Raw genomic sequence first — 21,344 nt, forward strand, 5'->3', positions numbered from 1 at the left:
GCCTTGTCCGGAGGGCGCGCGTCAGCATCGGGTCAGTCGTTCCCAGGCTGTGACAGAGGCCCCGCAGGGGTCCCCGCGCGGGCCCCGGACACCCGTTTGCTGACGGATCGTCAGATCGGCGCTACGGTGAACGGCATGGAGAGCTTCCCGAAGATCATCTCGGTGGACGACCACACCGTGGAGCCCCCGCACGTCTGGCAGGACCGGCTCCCGTCCCGTTACCGCGACACCGGACCCCGGATCGTCCGCGCGCCGCTGAAGGAAATGACCTTTCTGGGCGGAAAGTTCGCCCCCGTGATGGGTGCCAAGGGGGACGAAGGCCCCATCGGCGACTGGTGGGTCTACGAGGACCTGCACCGGCCCCTCACCCGGCTCGACACCGCCGTCGGCTACGACCGCGACGAGATCCGCCTGGAGGTCATCACCTACGAGCAGATGCGGCCCGGCTCCTACTCGGTGCCCGAGCGGCTCGCCGACATGGACGTCAACCACGTCCAGTCGGCGCTCTGCTTCCCCACCTTCCCCCGGTTCTGTGGACAGACCTTCATCGAAGCCGCCGATCGTGAACTCGGTCTGCTCGGCGTCCGGGCCTACAACGACTGGATGGTCGAGGAGTGGTGCGGCCCCGAGGCGCGGGGCCGGCTCATCCCCCTCACCCTCGTCCCGCTCTGGGACCCCGAGCTCGCCGCCGCCGAGGTCCGTCGCAACGCGGCCCGGGGCGTGCGGGCCGTCGCCTTCTCCGAGATCCCGCCGCACCTCGGGCTGCCGTCGGTCCACACCGACCACTGGGACCCGTTCCTGCGGGCCTGTGACGAGACCGGCACCGTGATCGCCATGCACATCGGCTCGTCCAGCCGCATGCCGTCCACCTCCGCCGACGCCCCGCCCGCCGTCGGCTCCACCATCACCTTCGCCAACTGCTGCTTCTCGATGGTCGACTGGCTGATGAGCGGCAAGTTCGAGCGCTTCCCCGGCCTGCGGATCATGTACGCCGAGGGGCAGATCGGCTGGATCCCGTACATCCTGGAACGCGCCGACGTCGTCTGGGAGGAGAACCGCGGCTGGGGAGGTGTGGCCGAAAAGGTGCTGCGCCCGCCGTCCGAGCTCTTCGCCGAGCACGTCTACGGGTGTTTCTTCGACGACGCCTTCGGGCTGCGCAACCTCGACGCGATCGGGGTGGGCAACGTGCTCTACGAGACGGACTACCCGCACTCGGACTCCACCTGGCCCAAGTCCCGCGAGGTCGGCGAGGCCCAGATGGGCCACCTGGCGCCGGACGTCGTCGAGCGGATCGTGCGCGGCAACGCGATCGAGCTGCTCGGCCTGACGGAGGACGGCCTCTGGCGGCCCTGAGGGCTGACGGCGGCCGGCGACGCGCGGTCGGCTGCGGCGCGGTCGGCGACGGGGCGGTCGACGCCGCCTCGGGAGCGGCTCCGCGTCCTCCCTACGGCACGACGTCGCGGACGCTGTGCTCGCTCAGGTCGGGGGCGTGGCGGGCGATGGTGCGGTAGTCGACGTCGTCATGGAGCACGGTCAGCCCCCGACCGTTCCGGGCGCTGTGCAGGAATTCGGTGCGCTGGGGGTGGCAGGAGCCGATCGAGCGCTGACCACAGAAGGGGCCGGGCCTCCGCGTCCGGCCGCCCGCTCGCGGTCGTACCCCTTGTCCGATGGCGTGTCAGCGACGAGCATGGCCCTCCGCCGTCGTAACTGACGAGGCGTCAGATACGCCGTCTCGTCGGACAAGGGAGTGCCCCCATGCTCGTCTACGGGATCCAGCTGCCCGTCCAGTCCCAGAGCACCCTCTACGCCGAGTCCTGGGAGGCCGCGGCCGGCCCCGCCGACCTCGTCGCCGTCGCCCGGGCCGCCGACGCCCACGGCTTCGACTACGTCGCCTGCTGCGACCACGTCGCCGTCCCGCGTCGCCTGGCCGGGGCGATGAGCACCGTCTGGTACGACCCGGTGGCCACGCTCTCCTACCTGGCCGCCGCGACGGTGCGGGTCCGGCTGCTCTCCCACGTCGCCGTCGTGGGGCTGCGCCATCCGCTGGTCACGGCCAAGGCGTACGCGACGCTCGACCACCTCTCCGGCGGGCGGCTGGTGCTCGGGGTGGGGGCCGGGCACGTGCGGGAGGAGTTCGAGGCGGTCGGAGCCGACTTCGCCGGGCGTGGCGCGGTGCTCGACGAGACGATCGACGCGCTGCGGGCGGCGCTCGGGCCCGAGGAGTACCCCGAGCACGAGGGTCCCCGGTTCTCCTTCCGGGACCTCGGGCAGCGGCCCCGGCCCGCGCAGGCCCGGGTCCCGGTCTGGGTGGGCGGTTCGTCCCCGGCGGCCGTGCGCCGGGCGGCGCTCAGGGGCGACGGCTGGCTGCCGCAGGGCGACCCGCGCGACCGGCTCCCGGAGCAGATCGCGCGACTGCGGCGGCTGCGGGAGGAGGCCGGGATCGAGGGCCCCTTCACCGTCGGCGCCCTCACCGAGGCGCTGTACGTCGGCGAGCCCGGCTGGGACGTCGGGCGGCGCACGCTCGCCGGCAAGCCCGAGGCCCTCGCGAGCTCCCTGCGCGCCTACGCGGAGATGGGCGTGCACCAGATCCAGGTGCGGTTCCGCTCCCGGAGCCGTACCGAACTCACCGACCAGATGGCCGCGTTCGCGGCCGAGGTCGCACCCCACCTCTAGAGGCGAGGAGTACGGGCGTGGGAAAGCTGGACGGGCGGGTCGTCCTCATCACGGGCGCGGCGCGCGGGCAGGGCGAGCAGGAGGCGCGGCTCTTCGCCGCCGAGGGGGCGCGGCTGGTCCTCGGGGACGTGCTCGACGCCCCCGGCGAGGCGTTGGCCAAGGAGCTGGCCGAGGAGCTGGGGGAGGGGCGGGCGGTCCACGTCCACCTCGACGTGACCCGGGAGCAGGACTGGGCCGCCGCCGTCGCCGTCGCCAAGGAGCGCTTCGGCCGGATCGACGGCCTGGTCAACAACGCCGGCATCCTGCGCTTCAACGAGCTGGTGTCGACGCCGCTCGACGAGTTCCAGGCGGTCGTCCAGGTCAACCAGACGGGCTGCTTCCTGGGCATCAAGGCCGTGGCGCCGGAGATCGAGGCGGCCGGCGGCGGCACGATCGTCAACACCGCCTCGTACACGGGCGTGACCGGGATGGCCGGGGTCGGCGCCTACGCGGCGAGCAAGCACGCCGTGGTCGGCCTCACCCGGGTCGCGGCCGTGGAGCTCGCGGGCAAGGGCATACGGGTCAACGCGGTCTGCCCGGGGGCCATCGACACGCCCATGAGCAATCCGGAGGGCGTGGACCCGGCGGCGACGGCCGAGCTGTACCGCCATCTCGTGCCGCTGGGGCGGATCGGGCGGCCGGAGGAGGTGGCGGCCCTGGCGCTGTTCCTGACCGGCGAGGACTCCTCGTACATCACCGGCCAGCCGTTCGTCATCGACGGCGGCTGGCTGGCGGGCGTGAGGCTCTTCTGAGCCCCGAGGCAAACCTGTGACGCCTCGTCAGGTATTGACAGGGCCTGGCGCAGCGCACAATCTGACGGAACGTCAGAAACTCACGAGGACGGTGAACTTCCTTGGAATTCGGGATCTTCGTACAGGGATACGTCGGCAAGCGCGCCGAGACCGATCCCGAAGCCGAGCACAAGGCGCTCATGGAGGAGACCGAGTACGTCATCCAGGCCGACCGGTCCGGGTTCAAGTACGCCTGGGCCTCCGAGCACCACTTCCTGGAGGAGTACTCCCACCTCTCCGCGAACGACGTCTACCTCGGGTACCTCGCCCACGCCACCGAGCGCATCCACCTCGGCTCCGGCATCTTCAACCCGCTCGCCCCCGTCAACCACCCCGTCAAGGTCGCCGAGAAGGTCGCCATGCTCGACCACCTCTCCGGCGGACGCTTCGAGTTCGGGTCCGGGCGCGGCGCGGGCTCCCACGAGATCCTCGGGTTCATGCCGGGCATCACCGACATGAACCACACCAAGGAGATCTGGGAGGAGACCATCGCCGAGTTCCCCAAGATGTGGCTCCAGGACGAGTACGTCGGCTTCCAGGGCAAGCACTGGTCGCTCCCGCCGCGCAAGGTCCTGCCCAAGCCGTACGGCCCGTCCCATCCCGCCATGTGGTACGCGGCCGGGTCCCCGACCTCGTACGCCATGGCGGGCCGGATGGGGCTCGGGGTCCTCGGCTTCAGCGTGCAGAAGGTCTCCGACATGGAGTGGGTCGTGGACTCGTACAAGACCGCGATCAAGGAGGCGAAGGCCGTCGGCGACTTCGTCAACGACAACGTGATGGTGACCTCGACCGCGATCTGCGCCGAGACCCACGACAAGGCCGTCGAGATCGCCGTCGGGGGCGGCCTCAACTACCTCCAGTCGCTGCTCTTCCGCTACCACGACACCTTCCCCCGGCCCGAGGGCATCCCCGAGTGGCCGGAACTGCTGCCCGAGTACTCCGCCGAGATCATCGAACTCCTCATCCAGGAGGAGCTGATGATCTGCGGCGACCCGGACGAGGTGCTCGCGCAGTGCAGGCGGTGGGAGCGGGCCGGCGCCGACCAGCTGTCCTTCGGGTTGCCGATCGGGATCTCGTACGAGGACACGATGACCACCATCAAGCTGATCGGCGAGCACGTGATCCCCGCGATCGACACCGACCCGGTCCACCGCACGACCCGCTTCCGGCAGGCCGCCCGCGCCTGACGGGCCCCATCCAGCGCGGGGCGGCTTCTTCCCGGACCGCCGCCCCGTACCGGCCCCGGCCGGCGGCCGTTCCGCGGCGGCCCCGGTCCGGGGCGCACCCGTGTCCCTGTGCGTGGGACACGCGCGGCCCGGTCCGGGCGCACCCGCGTCCACGTGCGGAAACACGTGCCGAAGCACCTGTGACACACGTGCCGAGACACGTGGCGAAACACGTGCAGAGAGGGGAACGTCATGCTCGATCACCTGATCAGGGGCGCCACCGTCGTGGACGGCACCGGCGCCCCCGCCCGCGTCGCCGACGTCGGCATCCGCGACGGCCGGATCGCCCGGATCGCCGAGCCCGGCACCGTCACCGAGGAGGCGCGGAGCGCCGAGGACGCCGGCGGACTCGTCCTCGCCCCCGGCTTCGTCGACCCGCACACCCACTACGACGCCCAGCTGTTCTGGGACCCGTACGCCACACCCTCCATGAACCACGGCGTCACCACCGTCGTCGGCGGCAACTGCGGCTTCACCCTCGCCCCGCTGCACCCCGGCCGGCCCGAGGACGCCGACTACACCCGCCGCATGATGTCCAAGGTCGAGGGCATGTCCCTCACGGCCCTGGAGGAGGGCGTCGACTGGAGCTGGTCCTCCTTCGGCGAATACCTCGACGCCCTGGAGGGACGGATCGCCGTCAACGCCGGCTTCATGGTCGGACACTGCGCCCTGCGGCGTTACGTGATGGGGCCGGACGCCGTCGGCGGGCAGCCCACGCCGGCGCAGCTGGAGGCGATGGTCGGCCTGCTGAAGGAGGCCATGGACGCCGGCGCCTGGGGCCTGTCCACCACCCAGTCCGCCACCCATTCCGACGGCGACGGCGCCCCCGTCGCCTCCCGGCACGCGACCCCCGACGAGCTGATCGCCCTGTCCCGGGCCGTCGGCGAGCACGAGGGCACCCAGATCGAGGCGATCCTGGCCGGCTGCCTCGACCGGTTCTCGGACGCCGAGATCGACCTGTTCGTGGAGATGACGGCCGCCGCCGGCCGGCCCCTCAACTGGAACGTGCTCACCATCGACGCCACCGTCCCCGAACGCGTCCCGCGCCAGCTCCTCGCCTCCGAACGGGCCCGCAAATCCGGCGGCCGGATCGTCGCCCTCACCATGCCGATCCTCACCCCCATGAACATGTCGCTCGGCACCTTCTGCGCCCTCAACCTCATCCCCGGCTGGGGCGAGATCCTCGGCCTTCCCGTGCCCGAGCGGATCACGCGGCTGCGCGACCCCGCCGTACGGGCGGAGATGCTGCGCCGCGCCGACTCCCGGGAGGCCGGTGTCTTCCGGCGGCTCGCCGACTTCGGCCGGTACGTCATCGGCGACACCTACAGCCGCGAGAACGAGGGCCTGACCGGCCGGGTGGTCGGCGACATCGCCGCCGCACGCGGCCAGGACCCCTTCCAGTGCCTCGTCGAGATCTGCGCCAACGACGACCTGCGCACCGTCCTGTGGCCGATGCCCCCCGACAACGACCCGGCGAGCTGGGCGCTGCGCCGCGAGACCTGGCAGCACGAGGACGTGCTGCTCGGCGGCTCCGACGCGGGCGCCCACCTGGACCGGATGTGCGGGGCGCCGTACACCACCCGCTTCCTCGGCGACTGTCTGCGCGGGCGCGGGCTCGTCCCGCTGGAGCAGGCGGTGCGGATGCTGAGCGACGACCCGGCGCGGCTGTTCGGGCTGCGCGGGCGGGGCCGGATCGCCGAGGGCTTCCACGCCGACCTGGTCCTCTTCGACCCCGGGCGGATCGACGCGGGCCCGGCGACCCTCGTGCACGACCTGCCGGGCGACAGCCCGCGCCTGGACTCGCGCGCGAGCGGGATCGTGTCGGTGCGGGTCAACGGCGTGGAGACGGTCCGGGACGACGAGGTGACCGGGGCGATACCGGGCCGGGTGCTGCGCTCCGGCCGCGACACGAGGACGGTGAGCACCCGGTGACCGGGGAGACGGCACACGGTCCGGCGGGCGGACCGGCGGGCGGTCCGGCACACCGCCCGGCACACGGCCCGGCGCGGGGCCCCGGACGCGGACCGGTGCGCGAGCCCGTCGTGGAGCGCCTTTATATAGGAGGGGAGTGGGTCGAGCCCGACGGCGGTCACTACGAGGTGATCGACCCGGCGACCGAGGAGGTCGTCGGCCTCGCCCCGGAGGCCTCCCGTGCCCAGGTGTACGAGGCGGCCGAGGCGGCCCGCGCCGCCTTCGCGACCTGGTCCCGTACGAAGCCGGAGGAGCGGGCCGCGATCCTCGACCGGGCCGCGGACGTCATGGCCCGCGACGCCGCCGCGCACACGCTGCTCGCCCGCGCCGAGACCGGCGCGACCACGGCCACCGCCCGCGGGATGCAGGTCGCCGTCGGCGCCGCCCGCTTCCGCCGTTACGCCCGGGGCGCCCTGGAACCCGTCGAGCGGGCCCTGCCGCCGCAGATCAACGAGGCCGGCCCCATGGGCGGGGCCGGCGTCGTCGGGGCCGTGGCGGTGCGGCGCCCGGTGGGAGTGGTCACCTGCATCACCTCGTACAACAACCCCTGGGCGAACGCGGCCGGGAAGATCGCCCCGGCGCTCGCGATGGGCAACACGGTCGTGGTGAAGCCCGCCCCGCAGGACCCGCTGTCCGTGTACGCGATGACCCGGGCCCTGGAGGAGGCCGGGGTCCCGGCCGGGGTGGTGAACGTGGTCACCGGTTCCGCGCCCGCCGTGGGCGAGGCGGCCGTGGACGCCCCGGCGGTCGACATGGTGTCCTTCACCGGCTCGACGGCCGTCGGGCAGGCGATCGGCGAGGTGTGCGGCCGGGAGCTGAAGCGGCAGCTGATGGAGCTGGGCGGCAAGGGCGCGGCGCTCGTCCTCGACGACGCCGACCTGGAGTCGGCGGTGCGGGGGATCGGCACGACCTTCTCCTTCTACAGCGGGCAGATCTGTACGGCGCCGACCCGGGTGCTCGCGCAGCGCGGGATCCATGACCGGCTGGTCGCCGGGCTCGCCGCGTACGCCGGCCGGCTGGCGGTGGGGGATCCGGCGGCGCCCGGCACGGTGGTCGGCCCGGTGATCTCGGCGGCGCACCGCGAGCGGGTGGAGTCCTACGTGGAGCTGGGCAGGAAGGAGGGGGCGCGGGTCGTCGTGGGGGGCGAGCGGCCGGTGGTCGGCGACGGGCGGGGTTTCTACGTGGCGCCGACGCTGCTCGCGGACTGCACGCCCGGGATGCGGGTGGTGCGGGAGGAGATCTTCGGGCCGGTGGTCGTGGTGGTGCCCTTCGACGACGAGGAGGAGGGGATCGCGCTGGCGAACGACAGCGAGTACGGCCTGATCGACTACGTGTGGTCCGGGGACGTGGCCCGCGCATTCCGTATCGCGGGCCGGCTGCGGGCCGGCGGGGTGGGCGTGAACACGATCGCCCGGAACATGGAAGCGCCGTTCGGCGGCTTCAAGAAGAGCGGAATCGGTCGCGACGTGGGCTCGTACGCACTGCATGCGTACAGTGAGCTACAGGCTGTGGTCTGGCCGGGCTGAAAACGGGGTCCGAGGACCTCCGCGAAAATTCCTCGGGAAATTTTGGAAACGGACATTTGGGGCACCGCTGCGGTTCCCGCATATCGGACGCCCGGGGAAGCGCCTACCGGTTGGTCGGTCCGTCAGGGTCGTCGATCTTTCAATCATTGGCGAGCGTCCGATTTTGACCTCGCAATGCAAGGCGTAGATCGTGAGAGTCGGCGGACTTCGATCTTCCGGATGTGGAAACCGCAGCACTTAACGTCCTGTTCATGACTCAGGTGGAAGCGCGGCCCCAGGCCGGAGACACGGTAAGGGGCGTCACGCCGGGCGACAGTCACGGTGTGCGTACCAAGGGCCTCGGTGGAAACTCCGTGGGCCTCCTCGGCAGTGCCGTCATCGGCATCTCCACTGTCGCCCCGGTTTACTGCCTCACCTCGACGCTCGGCTCCACGGCCGGCGAGGTGGGGCTGCAGATGCCCGCCGTGTTCCTCGCGGGCTTCCTGCCGATGCTGCTCGTCGCCTTCGCGTACCGCGAGCTCAACCGGGTGATGCCGGACTGCGGCACCTCCTTCACCTGGACGGTCAAGGCCTTCGGCCCGAAGATCGGCTGGATGTGCGGCTGGGGCCTCGTCATCGCGACGATCATCGTGCTCTCCAACCTGGCCGGCGTCGCGACCTCCTACTTCTGGCTCCTCGCCGGTGAGATCACCGGCAGCGAATCGGTCGCCGCCCTGGACGACAACAAGGCCGTCCACATCCTGACCTGCCTCACCCTGATCGCCGTCGCCACCGCGATCAGCTACCGCGGCATGACCGCCACCAAGGGCGTGCAGTACGCCCTCGTCGGCCTCCAGCTCGTCGTCCTCGGCCTCTTCGTGGCGATGGCGCTGTCGAAGGCCGGCTCCTTCGAGACCTCGGTCGACTTCTCCTGGTCCTGGATGAACCCCTTCGCGGTCCAGTCCTTCGCCGCCTTCACCGCCGGCCTCTCCCTGTCGATCTTCATGTACTGGGGCTGGGACGCCTGCATGGCGACCAACGAGGAGACCACCGGCAGCGAGAAGACCCCCGGCCGCGCCGCGCTGATCGCCATGGTCGTCCTGGTGGCCTCCTACCTGGCCACCGGCATCGCCGCCCAGATGGCCGTCGGCTCCGGCGACCAGGGCCTCGGCCTCGCCAACCCGGAGACCTCCGACAACGTCTTCGCCGCCCTGGCCGGCCCCGTCATGGGCCCCGCCCTCGGCATCCTGCTCTTCGTCGCGGTCCTCGCCTCCGCCGCCGCCAGCCTGCAGACGACCTTCATCCCGGTCGCCCGCACGGTCCTCGCGATGTCCACCTACGAGGCCCTGCCGAAGTCCTTCACCAAGGTCCACCCGGTCTTCAAGACCCCCGGCAAGGCCACGATCGTCGCCGGCGTGGCGACCGGCGCCTTCTACACCGTGATGACCCTGGTCAGCGAGAACGTCCTGGTCGACACGATCTACGCGCTCGGCCTGATGATCTGCTTCTACTACGCCCTGACGGCCTTCGCCTGCGTCTGGTACTTCCGCGCCGAGCTCTTCCGCTCCGGCCGCGACCTCGCCTACAAGGGCCTGATGCCGCTGCTCGGCGGCCTGATGCTGACCGCCGTCTTCGGCAAGACGCTCTACGACATGTGGGACCCGGCCTACGGCTCCGGCTCGGCCGTCCTCGGCGTCGGCTCGGTCTTCGTGATCGGCGTCGGACTGCTGCTGCTCGGCGTGGTGATCATGCTGGTGATGCAGCGCAGGAGCCCGGCCTTCTTCCGGGGCGAGGTGCTCACCAAGGAGACCCCGTCGCTGGTCGTCGAGGACTGATGGACTCCTCACGCGGCCGGTAACGGAAACGGCGAGGTGGCGGGCCCGTGGGGGGTCCCGCCACCTTCGTCGTTCTTCCGGCTTCCGTGCCGGCTCAGTGCTGCCCCGGAACCAGGCCCCCCACCAGCGGGCCGGCGGCGGGCATCTCGGCCGGGGCCGGGGGCTTCTTGGCGGTCTCCAGCAGGCCGCCCAGCGGGAACGAGGGGCCCATGCTGTTGCCGCCGGTCTCGGCGGCGGCGGTCCCGGTGGCGGCGAGCCCGCCCGCGACGGCGAGCGAGGTCAGGGCGGCGGTGGCGAGGAACTTCTTCATGCCGCACCCAACGGCGACCGCCCCCGAGGGGTTACGGACCGCTTCCCTACGATGCCGCCCATGCCCCCCATACCGCACACGCACCCGCAGACGGACTGGTCCCTGCGCCCGGGCCGGGCCGACGACGTCGAGATCATCGCCGAACTGCGGGCCCGGGTCCTGCGCGACGACCTCGAACGCCTCGGCCGCTACGACGAGTACCGGGTCCGCCGACGCCTGCGCGACGGCTTCACGCCCGCCCACACCCGCGTCGTCGAGACCGACGGCGCCTTCGCCGGCTGCGTGACGCTCCGCCCGGACGACACGGGCGACGGCCTTCACCTGGAGCACTTCTACCTGACCCCCGAGACCCAGGGCCACGGCCTCGGCACCGCCGTGCTGCGCACCCTCCTCGCCCACGCCGACGCCCGGCGCCTCCCCGTCCGCCTCGTCGTCCTCCAGGGCAGCGCGGCCCGCCGGCTCTACGAGCGGGAGGGCTTCACCGTCGAGTGGGAGGACCCGGTGGACCTGGGGATGATCCGCGAGCCGGCGCCGGCGCCGGCGCCGGGGCGGTGAGCGGGGGCGGCGGGGTTGCTCACCGAGAGGAGCGAGCCTCGGCCGGTCGCCATGGTGACGTCCGACGTCGACGACATGACGACGCTGTGCGGAGGGCGCGGCAGGCTGGTCGCGGTGTGAACGGCCCGGGCTACCCGGCCTGCCCGGCCTGCCCGGGCTACTCGGCCTACCCCGCCTGCCCGGGCTACCCAGCCTGCTCCGCGTCCACCTCTGCGTCCGCGTCCGCGTCCGCCTCCGCCGGTTCCGCGATCAGGGCCGTGGCGACGGTCCGGAAGCCCAGGCGGGCGTAGAGGCGGGCCACCGTCTCGTCCGTGGCGGTGAGGAAGACCGTCTCGGCGCCCCGCGCGCGGGCGTCCGCGACCAGGGCGGCCGTGACCGCGAGGCCCAGGCCGCGGCGGCGGGCCTCGGGGCGGGTGCCGACGCCGACGACCTCGGTCACCGCGCCGACCGGCTGGTGCTGGCCGGCCGCGAGCGCCGTGCCCGACGGGTCGAGGGCGGCCGCGAGACGGGTCAGGCCGGCCTGGATCCGGGCCGCGACCTGGGCGGCGGCGCCGGGCGCCGGGGCCGCGCCGAAGGCCGCGTACGGGGCGGCGACCGCCGTCTCCAGGGCCGGGTCACCGGCGCCGACCATCCGCACGGTGACGTCCCGCGGCGGTGCGGGCAGCTCCTCGGCTGCCTCGGTGAGCACCATCAGCGGATGCTCGCGCACCACGAGCCCGCTCTCCTCCACGGCCGCCCGCAGCCCCGGCGTGGTCTCCGCGACCCACTCGAAGGCCTCCGGCACCCCCAGCTCCCGCTGCCGGGCCCGCACCTTCTCCACCGCCTCGGCCCCGAACGGGCCGGCGTGGCCGAGCGCGGGCCGCGCGTAATAGGGCCAGCCCTGCCCCTCCCGTACGAAGAGGGTGAGCGGCCCGAACTCCTCGGCACGGGCGGCGGACCGGGGGACGGCGTCGTAATAGCTCTCGATGAGGTTCAGCACCCGGTCACGGTAGAGGCGGCAGGGGGCGGGCGCAGGCGGATTTCCGGCGGCCCCCGGCATCGGACGTGGCATGATCTCGTCACTCTGTTCGCGGGGCGGGCAGGAGCTCAGGGGAAGCGATGGGGAGACCCGAGCGGGGGGACCGATGGGCCGTACGACACACACCTGCCCGGGTTGCGGGCGCGACGACCGCGTCCAGGCCGTGCCCGCCGTGTACCTGGCGGGCCGGGACGCCGTGACCCGCCGCGAGCGGGACCGCGACGGCTCCTCGCGGACCGTGACGCGCACGGTGACGACCGGACTCTCCGACGCGCTCGCACCGGTGCCCGCGCCGCCGTCGTACGCGATCGGCTGTGCCGGGCTCCTCGCCGCGGCCGTCGCGCTCGGGACCTTCCTCGGCGGGGCCCTGCTCGGAAAGTGGTTCCAGGACGGGCCCGTGCCCGAACCCGACTTCGCGCTCCTGCCGCCGGAGCCCGCGCAGGCGCCGGACCTCGCTTTCCTGGGCTGGATCTCCGCCCTCGCGTTCCTCGGCGCCGTCGTCGTCCTCGTCGTGACGCTGCGCCGCCGGGCCGCCTTCGCCCGGCTGACCCGCGGCCGCCACCGGGCGGAGGAGCTGTGGTCCAGGGGCTGGTACTGCCACCGCTGCGGCACGGTCCACTTCGCCGACGTCCCCGGCGAGGACCGGACCCCGCTGAGTCTGCAGCGCTTCCGCGAGAGGGTCTGGGAGCAGGGCGGGTACGGGGACCTGGCGGCGCGGCAGCGGGCGGTGGACCCGATGCGGGACTGACAGCGGGTGGCCCCGGGGGACTGGAGCAACGGGTGGCCCGGGGGCTGGCAGCGGGTGGCCCCGCGAGACTGACCGGCCGGCGGCCGCGGGGCTGACCGGTCGGCGGACCGGCGGGACCTCGGGCGGGCCCGCACGACTGACCGGCCGGCGGACCGGCGGCACCTCGGGCGGGCCCGCACGACTGACCGGCCGGCGGACCGGCGGCACCTCGGACGGCCCCCGGGCCCCACCGGTGCCGTACCCCTCGGAAAACCGCGCCCCAGCCCCTACCGTGCCCCCATGCGGATCTCGACCACGATCTTCCTGACCGACGAGACCATCACTCCCGTGCGGCTCGCCCGCGAGCTCGAACAGCGCGGCTTCGCCGGGCTCTACCTGCCCGAGCACACCCACATCCCCGTCGAGCGCACCACCCCCTACCCGGCGGGCGGCCCGCTGCCGCCCGAGTACGGGCGCACGCTCGACCCGTTCGTGGCCCTCGGGCAGGCCGCGGCCGTCACCGAGCGCCTCGGCCTGGGCACGGGGATCACGCTGGTCGCCCAGCACGACCCGATCGCGCTCGCCAAGCGGATCGCGACCCTGGACCACCTCTCCGGCGGACGCCTCACGCTCGGCGTCGGCTTCGGCTGGAACCGGGAGGAGGCCGCGGACCACGGCGTCCCCTGGGCCGGGCGCCGCGAACACACCCGTGAGGCCATGCACCTCATGCGGGCTCTGTGGGCCCCCGAACCCACGGCGTACGAGGGTGAGACCTCGGGCCTGTCCGTCCGCGCCTCCCACGCCTGGCCGAAGCCCGTCACGGGCGGCGCACCCCGCACCCTCGTCGGCGGCGCCGCGGGGCCGACGCTCTTCTCCCACGTCGCCGACTACGCCGACGGCTGGATGCCGATCGGCGGCCGCGGCCTGACGGAGACGGTCCCCGCGCTCCGGGAGGTCTGGGAGCGGGCCGGGCGTGACCCCAAGGCCCTCCAGGTCGTCCCCTACGCGGTCCGGCCCAGCCCCGGCAAGCTCGCCCACTACGAGGAGCTGGGCTGCGAGGAGGTCGTGCTCCAGCTGCCGCCGGGGGGCGAGCGCGAGGTGCTGGGGGCGCTGGACGAGTTCGGAGGCTACCTGTGAACCGCGAGACGGCCGACGTCACGGCCCGGCTCCTCGCGGCGCTCCTCGCCGCCGACGACGGCACCCGTGTCATAGGGCGTGCGCTCCCCGTGGTCTTCCCAGGGGTGCGTCACCTGTCGGCCGAGGAGCTGCGGGAGTTCGTCCAGGACCTGGTGGACGCGACGCATGACGCGGCGCAGTTGGACGTCCACGCCACCCTCCACCGAACCATCGTCGAGTGGCGGGCGACGGCGCGCGTCCTCGCCGACCCGGCGCTCACCGCCCGGCTCACCCGTCCCCTGCCCGATGAGGACCACGGCGAGGTGACCGCCCCGTGACCCCGAAGCGCGGCGACGACGTCGCCCCACCGCCGGTCGGCGAGGAGTGGCGACTGCGCTTCGCGACGAACGAGGCCGCCAAGGGCCGAGGGGGCTCGGGCGCCGACTGAACCGACCCCGGGCTTCGGACTCCACCCCCACCCCCTCACCCGCTCGTATGCTCGGGCCATGACCGATCAGCAGGCACCCCGCACCCCAGGCCGCCCCACCGAGAACGCCATGCGCCGCGCGCTCCGGCGGGCCAGGGACGGGGTCGCGCTCGATGTGGCCGAGGCCGCCGTGCTGTTGCAGGCGCGTGGGGCGGATCTGGAGGACCTGGTCGCGACGGCCGGGCGGGTGCGGGACGCGGGCCTGGAGGCGGCCGGGCGGCCCGGGGTCATCACGTACTCGAAGAGCGTGTTCATACCGCTCACCCGACTGTGCCGGGACAAGTGCCACTACTGCACCTTCGCGACCGTCCCCGGCAAGCTGCGCCGCGCGGGCCATGGGATGTTCATGTCGCCGGACGAGGTCCTCGACATCGCCCGGCGCGGAGCCGAACTCGGCTGCAAGGAAGCCCTGATCACCCTCGGCGACAAGCCCGAGGACCGCTGGCCCGAGGCCCGCGAATGGCTGGACGCGCACGGCTACGACGACACCCTCGCGTACGTACGGGCCATGGCGATCCGCATCCTGGAGGAGACCGGGCTGCTGCCCCACCTCAACCCCGGGGTGATGTCGTGGACCGACTTCCAGCGGCTCAAGCCCGTCGCGCCCAGCATGGGCATGATGCTGGAGACCACCTCCCGGCGGCTCTGGGAGGAGCCCGGGCAGCCCCACTTCGGCTCGCCCGACAAGGAACCGGCCGTGCGCCTGCGGGTCCTGGAGGACGCGGGGCGCTCCTCCGTGCCGTTCACCTCCGGGCTGCTGCTCGGCATCGGCGAGACGTACGAGGAGCGGGCCGACTCGCTGTTCGCGCTGCGCCGGATCGCCCGCGCCTACCACGGCATCCAGGAGCTGATCATCCAGAACTTCCGCGCCAAGCCGGACACGGCGATGCGCGGCATGCCGGACGCCGAACTGGACGACCTGGTCGCCACCGTGGCCGTGGCCCGGCTCATCATGGGCCCCTCCGCCTGCCTCCAGGCCCCGCCGAACCTGGTGGACGCCGAGTACGGGCGGCTGATCGCCGCCGGCATCGACGACTGGGGCGGGGTGTCCCCGCTCACCATCGACCACGTCAACCCCGAGCGGCCCTGGCCCCGCATCGAGGAGCTCGCCGAGAAGTCCGCCGCCGCCGGCTTCCGCTTGCGCGAACGGCTCTGCGTCTACCCGGAGTTCGTCACCCGCGGCGAGCCCTGGCTCGACCCCCGGCTGCTTCCGCACGTGCGCGCCCTCGCCGACCCGGAGACGGGCCTCGCGAAGGCGGACGCGCCGGTGCGCGGACTGCCCTGGCAGGAGCCCGACGAGACCTTCGCCGCCGCCGGCGGCACCGGCCGCACCGACCTGCACCGCACCATCGACACCACCGGCCGCACCGGTGACCGCCGCGAGGACTTCGACCACGTCTACGGCGACTGGGAGGCGCTGCGCGAGGCCGCCGCGCCCGGCATGGTGCCCGAGCGGATCGACGCCGACGTCCGGGAGGCGCTGGCCGTCGCCGCCGACGACCCGACCCGGCTCACCGACCCGCAGGCCCTCGCGCTGCTGCACGCCGACGGCCCGGCCCTGGACGCGCTGTGCGCGGTCGCGGACGACCTGCGGAAGTCGGTGTCCGGCGACGAGGTGACGTACATCGTCACGCGGAACATCAACTTCACCAACGTCTGCTACACCGGCTGCCGCTTCTGCGCCTTCGCCCAGCGCCGCACCGACGCCGACGCCTACACCCTCTCCCTCGACCAGGTCGCCGACCGCGCCGAGCAGGCCTGGGACGTCGGCGCCGTCGAGGTCTGCATGCAGGGCGGCATCCACCCCGACCTGCCCGGCACCGCCTACTTCGACATCGCGCGGGCGGTGAAGGAGCGCGTCCCCGGCATGCACGTGCACGCCTTCTCCCCGATGGAGGTCGTCAACGGCGCCTCCCGCACCGGCCTGTCGATCCGCGAGTGGCTGACCGCCGCCAAGGAGGCCGGGCTCGACTCGATCCCCGGCACGGCCGCCGAGATCCTCGACGACGAGGTCCGCTGGGTGCTCACCAAGGGCAAGCTGCCCACGGCCACCTGGATCGAGGTGATCACCACCGCGCACGAGCTGGGCATCCGCTCCAGCTCCACGATGATGTACGGGCACGTGGACCAGCCCCGGCACTGGCTCGGCCACTTCCGCACCCTCGCCCGCATCCAGCAGGAGACCGGTGGCTTCACCGAGTTCGTGACGCTGCCGTTCATCCACACCAACGCGCCCGTCTACCTCGCGGGCATCGCCCGCCCCGGCCCGACCGTCCGCGACAACCGGGCCGTCACCGCCATGGCCCGCCTCCTGCTCCACCCGCACATCCCGAACATCCAGACCAGCTGGGTCAAGCTGGGCGCGGAGGGCGCGGCCGAGATGCTGCGCTCGGGCGCCAACGACCTGGGCGGCACGCTGATGGAGGAGACCATCTCGCGGATGGCCGGGTCGAGTTACGGCTCGTACCGCTCGATCCGCGACCTGGAGGCCATCGCCGAGGCGGCGGGCCGTCCCGCCCGGCCCCGGACGACCCTGTACGGCGAGGTGCCGGAGGAGCGGCAGCGCGCGGCCCGCGCCTCCGACGGGCACCTGCCGGAGCTGCTGCCGCTCGTGCAGGAGTAGGGCGCCCTGCGGCATTCGCGGACCGGACAAACTGCGATCAAAAGCGGACCGAAGGGCGTCGGATCACATAACGTTCCGGCCCCCGAACGAGCGCATCCGGTCTATTACAGTGCTGGACCAGGAGCTGCCGACCCGGGGGAGGGCACGTCGTGACCACCACAGCCGCGGTGGTGTGGGGCCGTACCGAACAGCAGGACTTCCGGTCCAGGGTCCGCGGCTGTCTGCTCGGCGGGGCGGTCGGCGACGCCTTCGGCGCCGGGGCCGCCGGGCGCACGCTGGAGGAGCTCCGCGCGGCCCACGGACCCGAGGGGCTGACCGAGCCGGTCCCCGTCCACGGCCGCAGGGGCGCCGTCACCGCCGCCACCCAGATGTCCCTGTTCACCGTCGACGGCCTCATCCGCGCCCAGGTCCGCCGGGACACCGGCGCCTGGCACCCGCCCACCGACGTCCACCGGGCGCACCTGCGCTGGGCGGCGACCCAGCGCGACTGGGGCCCCGACGAGCGGCGGCCCGACCTCGGCTGGCTGGCCCGCGAGGAGTGGCTCTACGCGCGCCGGGACCCGGCCAGGGCCTGCCTGACGGGTCTCGGCGACGAGGTCCTCGGCACGGTGGACCGGCCCAAGAACCCCGGGGCCGCGGACAGCGGCGCCCTGGTCCGCTCGGCGCCCTTCGGCCTGCTCGTCGGCTGGGAGCCGCAGCTGGTCTGCCAGCTCGCCGTGGAGTGCGCCGCCCAGACCCACGGCGACCCGGCCGCGTATCTGTCGGCCGGCGCCCTCGCGGTCGTGGTGCACGGCGTGGCCCGCGGCGACAGCGTGGAGGGCGCCGTCCGCACGGCCCTGGAGCAGCTCGCCCCGCGCACCGGCCACGAGCCGGTCACCGAGGCCCTGGGGGCCGCGCTGGCCGCCGTACGGCAGGGCATGCCGGACGCGGAGCGGGTGACCGCGCTCGGCGCGGGGGAGGACCGGGCCGAGGGGCAGCTGGCGGCGGCCGTGTACTGCGCCCTGGTCGGCGAGGACATCCGGCACGGGCTGCGCCTCGCGGTCAACCACGACGGCCCCTCGGCGGCGACCGCCACCCTCACCGGGGCGCTGCTCGGCGCCCTGCACGGCGAGACGGCCCTCCCGCCGGCCTGGGTGGCCGAACTGGAGGGCCGGGGCACGGTCCTGGAGCTCGCGGACGACTTCGCGATGGAGATGACCCAGGGCGGCGCCCTGCACGGTCCGGGCGTCGCGGAGTCGGCGTCGGGCTGGCTGGCCCGCTATCCGAGGGGCTGAGCGGTCCGCCGCGGGCCCAGCGGCTGATCAGCCCAGCGGCTGGCCGGTCCGCTCGTCCGTGGACTGGCCGGGGATCGCGGCGGCCGGGCTCCCGTCGTCGCTGTGCAGCCGGTCGAGGATCGCGTCCCGCTCCGGAGTGGCCTCGGGCCTCACGTATCCGATCAGGACGTAGAGGACCAACGAGGTGGCGAGCGGCGAGACGATCTGGATCTGGAGTTCGACGCCGTCGAGGCCGTAGTTGGTGAACCAGAAGGCGAAGAGACCGGCCGCCCAGGACACGAGCGCCGCCGTCGGGCCCGACTTACGGAAGGCGCGGAGCAGGCCGAGCATGAACGGGATCGCGATCGGCCCCATGAGCCCGGCGACCCACTTGATGACGACGGTGATGATGTCCTTGAAGGTGGGGGAGTTGACCTGGGTGGCGACCGCCATCGACAGGGCGAGGAAGGCGATCGTCGACCAGCGGGCGGCGAGCAGCCCGGCCGCCTGCGACCAGGTGCGGGCGGACTTGCTGAGGACGGGCGCGATGTCCCGGGTGAAGACGGCCGCGATGGCGTTGGCGTCGGAGGAGCACATGGCCATGGTGTGCGAGAAGAAGCCGACGATGACGAGGCCCAGCAGGCCGTGCGGCAGCAGCTGCTCGGTCATCAGGGCGTACGAGTCGGAGGCGTCGGGCTTCTCCGGGTCGACGAGCAGCGGCGCCACCCACATGGGGAAGAAGAGGACCAGCGGCCAGACGAACCACAGGACGGCGGAGAGCCGGCCGGAGCGGGTGGCCTCGCGGGCGGTCGGGGTGGCCATGTAGCGCTGGGCCTGGTTCCACATGCCGCCGCTGTACTCGAAGGTCTTGATGAAGAGGTAGGCGAGGAGGAAGGTCAGCGTGTACGGGCCGGCCGTCGGCGCCGTGTGCCCCTGGAGCTCGGGCCGGTCCCACACCGTCCACAGCGCGCTGACCCCGCCGAGCTCGGCGAGCACGGCGACGAGCATGGCGATGCCGGCGAAGAACTGGATGACGAACTGGCCGAGTTCGGTGAGCGCGTCGGCCCACAGACCGCCGACCGTGCAGTAGATGCCGGTGACGACCCCGGTGATGAGGATGCCCTGGTTGAGGGAGATCCCGGTGAAGACGGACAGCAGGGTGGCGATGGCGGCCCACTTGGCGCCCACGTCCACGATCTTCAGCAGCACCCCGGACCAGGCGAGGGCCTGCTGGGTGGGCAGGTTGTAGCGGTTCTTCAGGTACTCCAGGGGCGAGGCGACGTGCAGCCGGGAGCGGAGCCGGTTGAGGCGGGGCGCGAAGAGGTGGGCGCCGACGGCGATGCCGATGGCGATGGGGAAGGACCAGGTGACGTAGGAGGTGACGCCGTAGGTGTAGGCGATGCCCGCGTATCCGGTGAACATCACGGCGCTGTAGCCGGACATGTGGTGGGAGATGCCGGACAGCCACCAGGGCATGCGGCCGCCGGCGGTGAAGAAGTCGGAGACGTCGTCCACCCGCTTGTGGGACCAGACGCCGATCGCGACCATGACGCCGAAGTAGCCGATGAGCACGGCCCAGTCGAGACTGTTCATTGCGCCCCCTCCATGAGATCCGGTCCGCCTTGTGAACGCGGTTCATGGTGTGGGGAGTTGGAAGGCAGGGACAAGCGGAGGAAAGGTCAAGGGGAGGTAAAATCGTTCTGTTTGCTGACCCTCGTTCATGTCTGTGAATCAGCGGGGGTGGGGGGCGTGGTGACGCGCGGACGGCCCTCGGCGCATCCGTCCCCGTCCCCGTCCCCGTCCCCGGGCAAGACCGAGCCCCCTCGGCCAGGACGGCGGACCGGTCGAGAGGGCTCACTCCTTGACGCGTGGACAGGCGGGCGCGGGGTCACAGGACCCCGGCGCTCACCTCGCCCACGAACGCGTTCCACGAGCCCGGTCCGAAAGAGAGGGACGGGCCCTCGGGAGCCTTCGAGTCGCGCACCGCGATCGCGTTCACCACGGGGGACTTGACTTCGACACAGGCCCCGTTGCCCCCGGAATACGACGACTTCGTCCAGGTGTCCGTACCGCCCTGAATAATGGCCATGATGCTCACTCCGGTTCTGCCAGTGCTGCCAGTAGCTGCCAGTGGATGTCACGCCAAACGTTCTTGCTGTGTGGCGTGATCGACGCTACTCGCCCGGCCCCGTCACGCGGGACCGTCGTTCACCCGACCGGATGGCATATTCCGTGTGCGCTTCCGCGGGAGCGAGCCGGGGGTGTACCGTACCTGCCTCTCCCCCTGCCCTCCCGCCGAATGACGGCATTCAGCCCGTCGCGCCCCTATTTTCCGCCGGCGTACTCCTTCGCGATGTCCGTGAGGAACTCCCGGGTGTCCTCCACATTCAGCGCCTGTGCCCGCAAGTGCTCGTACATCACGCTGTACTTCGCGACATCCTGCGCCTTCTCCAGATAAAGGTCGCTCGTCACGCCCTCGATGTAGACCACCGAGGAGTCGGACGTGTCCGGGAATTCCAGAATCGCGTAGTGCCCGCTGATGCCCGGATGCGCACCCATGTGGAAGGGCAGCACCTGCACGGTCACGTGCGGCAGGTGCGACTGCTCGACCAGGTGCTCCAGCTGCTCCACCATCAGCTGCCTGCTGCCGACCACCCGGCGCAGCGCGCCCTCGTCGATGACCGCCCACAGTCGCAGCGGGCGCTCCTCGTCCTTGATGCGGTCCTGGCGGCGGGTGCGCACGGTGACCCGCTTGTCGATGTCGGCCGGGGTGGACTCCGGCAGCGCGCCGCTGATCACCGCCTCCGCGTACGCGTGGGTCTGCAGCAGGCCCGGGATGATCTGCGGCTCGTACACCCGCAGGCTCTCCGCGTCCGTCTCCAGACCGATGTAGACGCTGTACGGGATGTCGCCGAAGGCGTGCCACCAGCCCTGCTGGCGCGAGTCCTTGGCCATCTGCATGAGCGAGTCGACCACCCGCTCGTCCTCGACCTCGTACACCCCGCACAGATCGCGGACGTCACGCTGGCTGATCGAACGGCGGCCGTTCTCCAGGCGGCTGATCTTGGACTGGGAGACGAGCAGGCGGTCGGCGACCTGCTCGGCCGTCATGCCCTTCGCCTCCCGGAGCCGGCGCAGCTCCTGGCCCAATCGGCGTCGCCTGACGGTGGGGTTGACACTGGACGCCACGGAAACTGCACCTCCGGCTGTCGGCT

18 protein-coding genes are annotated in these 21,344 nt (G+C 72.6%); 13 read left to right on the top strand and 5 right to left on the bottom strand.

The window, feature by feature from the left end:
• Positions 1-135 precede the first annotated feature (135 nt).
• From ABTZ91_RS23720 to ABTZ91_RS23750, 7 genes are all read left to right on the top strand, one after another.
• Positions 136-1,353, top strand: coding sequence for an amidohydrolase family protein (locus ABTZ91_RS23720; protein WP_352079217.1), 1,218 nt, complete (start codon positions 136-138; stop codon positions 1,351-1,353).
• 402 nt (positions 1,354-1,755) lie between these two features.
• Positions 1,756-2,673, top strand: coding sequence for an LLM class F420-dependent oxidoreductase (locus tag ABTZ91_RS23725; protein WP_352079218.1), 918 nt, complete (start codon positions 1,756-1,758; stop codon positions 2,671-2,673).
• Positions 2,674-2,690: 17 nt separating this feature from the next.
• Positions 2,691-3,464 (top strand): SDR family NAD(P)-dependent oxidoreductase, encoded by a 774-nt coding sequence (locus ABTZ91_RS23730; protein ID WP_352079219.1) that lies wholly within the window; start codon positions 2,691-2,693, stop codon positions 3,462-3,464.
• 101 nt (positions 3,465-3,565) lie between these two features.
• The gene (locus ABTZ91_RS23735) at positions 3,566-4,690 is read left to right on the top strand and encodes an LLM class flavin-dependent oxidoreductase (RefSeq protein ID WP_352079220.1); all 1,125 of its coding nucleotides are present in this window, start codon (positions 3,566-3,568) and stop codon (positions 4,688-4,690) included.
• 231 nt (positions 4,691-4,921) lie between these two features.
• Positions 4,922-6,661 (top strand): D-aminoacylase, encoded by a 1,740-nt coding sequence (locus ABTZ91_RS23740; RefSeq protein ID WP_352079221.1) that lies wholly within the window; start codon positions 4,922-4,924, stop codon positions 6,659-6,661.
• A 95-nt stretch (positions 6,662-6,756) separates the two neighbouring features.
• Complete coding sequence (locus ABTZ91_RS23745; protein WP_352079222.1) at positions 6,757-8,226, top strand: aldehyde dehydrogenase family protein; 1,470 nt, start codon at positions 6,757-6,759, stop codon at positions 8,224-8,226.
• A gap of 251 nt (positions 8,227-8,477) precedes the next feature.
• Positions 8,478-10,040 (top strand): APC family permease, encoded by a 1,563-nt coding sequence (locus ABTZ91_RS23750; RefSeq protein WP_352079223.1) that lies wholly within the window; start codon positions 8,478-8,480, stop codon positions 10,038-10,040.
• Positions 10,041-10,134: 94 nt separating this feature from the next.
• On the opposite strand, the gene ABTZ91_RS23755 is transcribed toward ABTZ91_RS23750, so the two are convergent.
• Complete coding sequence (locus ABTZ91_RS23755; protein WP_352079224.1) at positions 10,135-10,350, bottom strand: hypothetical protein; 216 nt, start codon at positions 10,348-10,350, stop codon at positions 10,135-10,137.
• Positions 10,351-10,410: 60 nt separating this feature from the next.
• Here ABTZ91_RS23755 and ABTZ91_RS23760 point away from each other — a divergent pair, with 60 nt between their 5' ends.
• A complete protein-coding gene (locus tag ABTZ91_RS23760; protein ID WP_352079225.1) occupies positions 10,411-10,905 on the top strand; it encodes a GNAT family N-acetyltransferase in 495 nt (164 codons plus the stop codon).
• Positions 10,906-11,089: 184 nt separating this feature from the next.
• Here ABTZ91_RS23760 and ABTZ91_RS23765 read toward each other — a convergent pair whose 3' ends face one another.
• Positions 11,090-11,944, bottom strand: coding sequence for a GNAT family N-acetyltransferase (locus tag ABTZ91_RS23765; protein ID WP_407078016.1), 855 nt, complete (start codon positions 11,942-11,944; stop codon positions 11,090-11,092).
• 85 nt (positions 11,945-12,029) lie between these two features.
• Here ABTZ91_RS23765 and ABTZ91_RS23770 point away from each other — a divergent pair, with 85 nt between their 5' ends.
• From ABTZ91_RS23770 to ABTZ91_RS23790, 5 genes are all read left to right on the top strand, one after another.
• The gene (locus ABTZ91_RS23770; RefSeq protein ID WP_352079227.1) at positions 12,030-12,671 is read left to right on the top strand and encodes a hypothetical protein; all 642 of its coding nucleotides are present in this window, start codon (positions 12,030-12,032) and stop codon (positions 12,669-12,671) included.
• 279 nt (positions 12,672-12,950) lie between these two features.
• Complete coding sequence (locus tag ABTZ91_RS23775) at positions 12,951-13,787, top strand: LLM class F420-dependent oxidoreductase (protein WP_352079228.1); 837 nt, start codon at positions 12,951-12,953, stop codon at positions 13,785-13,787.
• Positions 13,784-14,104, top strand: coding sequence for a prevent-host-death family protein (locus ABTZ91_RS23780; RefSeq protein ID WP_352079229.1), 321 nt, complete (start codon positions 13,784-13,786; stop codon positions 14,102-14,104). The genes ABTZ91_RS23775 and ABTZ91_RS23780 overlap by 4 nt, the downstream gene beginning before the upstream one ends.
• Positions 14,105-14,272: 168 nt before the next feature.
• Positions 14,273-16,876 carry a bifunctional FO biosynthesis protein CofGH gene (locus ABTZ91_RS23785; RefSeq protein ID WP_352079230.1) on the top strand — a complete coding sequence of 868 codons (2,604 nt, stop codon included), beginning with the start codon at positions 14,273-14,275 and terminating at the stop codon, positions 16,874-16,876.
• A gap of 149 nt (positions 16,877-17,025) precedes the next feature.
• Positions 17,026-18,150 carry an ADP-ribosylglycohydrolase family protein gene (locus tag ABTZ91_RS23790; protein ID WP_352079231.1) on the top strand — a complete coding sequence of 375 codons (1,125 nt, stop codon included), beginning with the start codon at positions 17,026-17,028 and terminating at the stop codon, positions 18,148-18,150.
• 27 nt (positions 18,151-18,177) lie between these two features.
• Here ABTZ91_RS23790 and ABTZ91_RS23795 read toward each other — a convergent pair whose 3' ends face one another.
• The 3 genes from ABTZ91_RS23795 to ABTZ91_RS23805 all read right to left on the bottom strand — a co-directional run bounded on the left by ABTZ91_RS23795 (position 18,178) and on the right by ABTZ91_RS23805 (position 21,318).
• The gene (locus tag ABTZ91_RS23795; RefSeq protein WP_352079232.1) at positions 18,178-19,722 is read right to left on the bottom strand and encodes a sodium:solute symporter family protein; all 1,545 of its coding nucleotides are present in this window, start codon (positions 19,720-19,722) and stop codon (positions 18,178-18,180) included.
• A 295-nt stretch (positions 19,723-20,017) separates the two neighbouring features.
• Positions 20,018-20,218 (bottom strand): DUF397 domain-containing protein, encoded by a 201-nt coding sequence (locus ABTZ91_RS23800; protein ID WP_352079233.1) that lies wholly within the window; start codon positions 20,216-20,218, stop codon positions 20,018-20,020.
• A 236-nt stretch (positions 20,219-20,454) separates the two neighbouring features.
• The gene (locus tag ABTZ91_RS23805) at positions 20,455-21,318 is read right to left on the bottom strand and encodes a helix-turn-helix transcriptional regulator (RefSeq protein WP_352079234.1); all 864 of its coding nucleotides are present in this window, start codon (positions 21,316-21,318) and stop codon (positions 20,455-20,457) included.
• Positions 21,319-21,344: the final 26 nt, after the last annotated feature.

The sequence above is a fragment of the Streptomyces sp. NPDC126499 genome (assembly GCF_040302485.1).
Lineage (GTDB): Bacteria > Actinomycetota > Actinomycetes > Streptomycetales > Streptomycetaceae > Streptomyces.

Excerpts from the sequence above, each read along its gene's own strand:
- ABTZ91_RS23725 (WP_352079218.1), top strand. The coding sequence starts at position 1,756 with ATGCTCGTCTACGGGATCCAGCTGCCCGTCCAGTCCCAGAGCACCCTC.
- ABTZ91_RS23750 (WP_352079223.1), top strand. The coding sequence starts at position 8,478 with ATGACTCAGGTGGAAGCGCGGCCCCAGGCCGGAGACACGGTAAGGGGC.
- ABTZ91_RS23765 (WP_407078016.1), bottom strand. The coding sequence starts at position 11,944 with ATGCCGGGGGCCGCCGGAAATCCGCCTGCGCCCGCCCCCTGCCGCCTC.
- ABTZ91_RS23760 (WP_352079225.1), top strand. The coding sequence starts at position 10,411 with ATGCCCCCCATACCGCACACGCACCCGCAGACGGACTGGTCCCTGCGC.
- ABTZ91_RS23775 (WP_352079228.1), top strand. The coding sequence starts at position 12,951 with ATGCGGATCTCGACCACGATCTTCCTGACCGACGAGACCATCACTCCC.
- ABTZ91_RS23740 (WP_352079221.1), top strand. The coding sequence starts at position 4,922 with ATGCTCGATCACCTGATCAGGGGCGCCACCGTCGTGGACGGCACCGGC.
- ABTZ91_RS23800 (WP_352079233.1), bottom strand. The coding sequence starts at position 20,218 with ATGGCCATTATTCAGGGCGGTACGGACACCTGGACGAAGTCGTCGTAT.
- ABTZ91_RS23755 (WP_352079224.1), bottom strand. The coding sequence starts at position 10,350 with ATGAAGAAGTTCCTCGCCACCGCCGCCCTGACCTCGCTCGCCGTCGCG.
- ABTZ91_RS23720 (WP_352079217.1), top strand. The coding sequence starts at position 136 with ATGGAGAGCTTCCCGAAGATCATCTCGGTGGACGACCACACCGTGGAG.
- ABTZ91_RS23785 (WP_352079230.1), top strand. The coding sequence starts at position 14,273 with ATGACCGATCAGCAGGCACCCCGCACCCCAGGCCGCCCCACCGAGAAC.
- ABTZ91_RS23795 (WP_352079232.1), bottom strand. The coding sequence starts at position 19,722 with ATGAACAGTCTCGACTGGGCCGTGCTCATCGGCTACTTCGGCGTCATG.
- ABTZ91_RS23770 (WP_352079227.1), top strand. The coding sequence starts at position 12,030 with ATGGGCCGTACGACACACACCTGCCCGGGTTGCGGGCGCGACGACCGC.